We start from the raw sequence: 2,237 nt of genomic DNA on the forward strand, positions 1-2,237 counted from the left end.
ATGGCGCACTTCGAGCTCGGCCTTGAGGTTGACGCGGTAGTCGTTGAAGGAGCGCAGGCGGTCCTTGGACTCCTGCCGCCGCTGCCTCATCATGATGATCGGCGCCTGGATGGCGGCGATGCAGGAGAGCAGCAGGTTGAGCAGGATGAAGGGGTAGGGATCGAAGGCGGCGCTCATGCCTTCGAGCAGGTTGATGCCGATCCACACCAGAAGCACGCTGCCGAACGAGATCAGGAACCACCAGCTGCCGCCGAAGGCCGCCATGTTGTCGGAAACGCGGTCGGCGAAGGTGCGGTGCTCCTCGAATTCTTCTTCCGAGTTTTCGGAGATCGTGTCCTGCCTGGCGATCGATTCGACCACCTGGCGGTCGAGCTCGGAGAATTCGCCGTGCTCCTGCTGCAGCAGCTCCTCCATATAGCGCATGCGGTAGCGGCCGAGTTCGGCGCGGCTGATGCGGGCGCCGGCCGGCAGGTCGGGATGGTCGGAGCGGATGCGGTCGGCGAGGCTCGGGCGCAGCGTATCGATGCGGACCAGATCGCGCTTGCGGAACTTGCGGCCCGAGATCGCCGAAGGTTTTTTCTTCGGCTTGCCACGGTGGGCGCCGGGGCCCGCGGGTTCGGAGTCCGGCACTTCGGGCGTCTCGAAGTGCTCGTCCGAGACCGGATCGGCCTCCAGCTCGCCAACGATCGGCGCCTCGAAATATTCGCCGCCGCTGTCGTGCTGGTTGTCTTCCGGTTGCTCGGGCGTTTTGGGGACGGTGCTCATGGTGGGCTCCTGGTGGTGCTGGGCGACGATAGACAGAGGTGGCGGCGCATAGCCAGCGCCGGGCACGGATTTCGCAGGCCGGACAAGTGGTTTTGATCGGAGAAGGCGATGTGGCTGACCCGGCTCGCCCTTCGCAGGCTCAGGGCGGGTGGCGCCAATCACCCCCCTCTGTCCTGCCGGACATCTCCCCCTCAAGGGGGGAGATTGGCTGTTATCCCGGCTTTCGCCAATTTCCACCGTCACAGGAGTGAGCGGAGCGCCGAAGCTGCCAATCTCCCCCCTCGAGGGGGAGATGTCCGGCAGGACAGAGGGGGGCGCTGTCCCGCCAACGTGCACAAGGTTCTGCAGGGTGGTGACGCGTTTGGAGTCCCGGCATGGATCCTCGGGTCTGCGCCGCGTCGCTACGCTCCTTGCTTCGCCCGTGGATGACGAAGTGGTGGGCGGCAGCCGAGCACCCAGACGCGAACCGCGCCGCGGCCACTACTGCTCGGCGAACATCAGCCTGGTCTTGGCGCCGTCCATGGTCGGCGACAGGCTCCGCTGGATCAGCGCTTCGACATGGTCGTTGCGCTGGCGGGCGGAGTCGGCGCCCATCACCACGACGATCAAATTGCGGCCGTCGGCATTGTAGGAGGTGACGATGTTGAAGCCGGACGCCCTGATGTAGCCGGTCTTGATGCCGTCGACACCGCGCACGCGGCCGAGCATGTCGTTGTGGCCGCGCACCAGCCGGCCGCGGAACATGAAGTCGCTTTCGGAGAAATAGTGGAACTGCTGCGGAAAGCGCTGATGCAGCGCCATGCCGAGCACCGCCATGTCGCGCGCCGTGGTCATCTGGCCACCGTCGGGCAGGCCGGAGGCGTTGCGGAAAATGGTGCTGGTCATGCCGAGCTGGCGCGCCCTGGATGTCATCATGGCGGCGAACTGATCCTCCGAGCCGCCGAGATATTCGCCGACCGCCACCGCCACGTCATTGGCCGATTTGACGACGATGGCGCGGATCGCCGAATCGACGTCGATGCTCTCGCCGCGCCGGAAGCGCAGCTTGGTCGGCGGCTGCGAGGCGGCATGGTCCGAAACCGGGATCTGCGTCTCCTTGGTGACGCGGCCGGAGTCCAGCGCCTCGAACAGCAGATAGAGCGTCATCATCTTGGTCAGCGAGGCCGGGTAGCGCTGCGCCGTCGAGCTGACCTCGAACAGCTGCTTGCCGGTCCTGGCGTCGACGACGATGGCCGCATATTTCTGCGCCGGCGCCGGCACGGCCAGCACGCTGTCGGGCGGCGTCGTGGTCGAGCAGCCGGCCAGCAGCACCAGCAGGGCCAGTGCCGCAAAAACTCTCTGAATGAGCGGAAGGGTATTGGACAAGGGCTGGACTGTTCTGGGGTCGGCTGTTGCGGAGATGAGACGAAGCTAACGTAACGCAAGTGATGCGTCCATTTGGTTAATGTCTGACAGTCCCCGGATTGTCGAGC

At 65.4% G+C, this 2,237-nt stretch carries 2 protein-coding genes; both read right to left on the reverse strand.

Translation table 11 applies throughout. The features are described from left to right. Positions 1-765, reverse strand: a 765-nt coding sequence (locus EOB49_RS33620; RefSeq protein WP_127383473.1) for a DUF1003 domain-containing protein, incomplete at its 3' end; no start/stop codon positions are given. A gap of 480 nt (positions 766-1,245) precedes the next feature. Further along, positions 1,246-2,130, reverse strand: a complete 885-nt coding sequence (locus EOB49_RS33630; protein WP_127383474.1) for a D-alanyl-D-alanine carboxypeptidase family protein — start codon at positions 2,128-2,130, stop codon at positions 1,246-1,248. Positions 2,131-2,237: the final 107 nt, after the last annotated feature.

Source organism: Mesorhizobium sp. M7A.F.Ca.MR.148.00.0.0 (assembly GCF_003997735.1).
Lineage (GTDB): Bacteria > Pseudomonadota > Alphaproteobacteria > Rhizobiales > Rhizobiaceae > Mesorhizobium.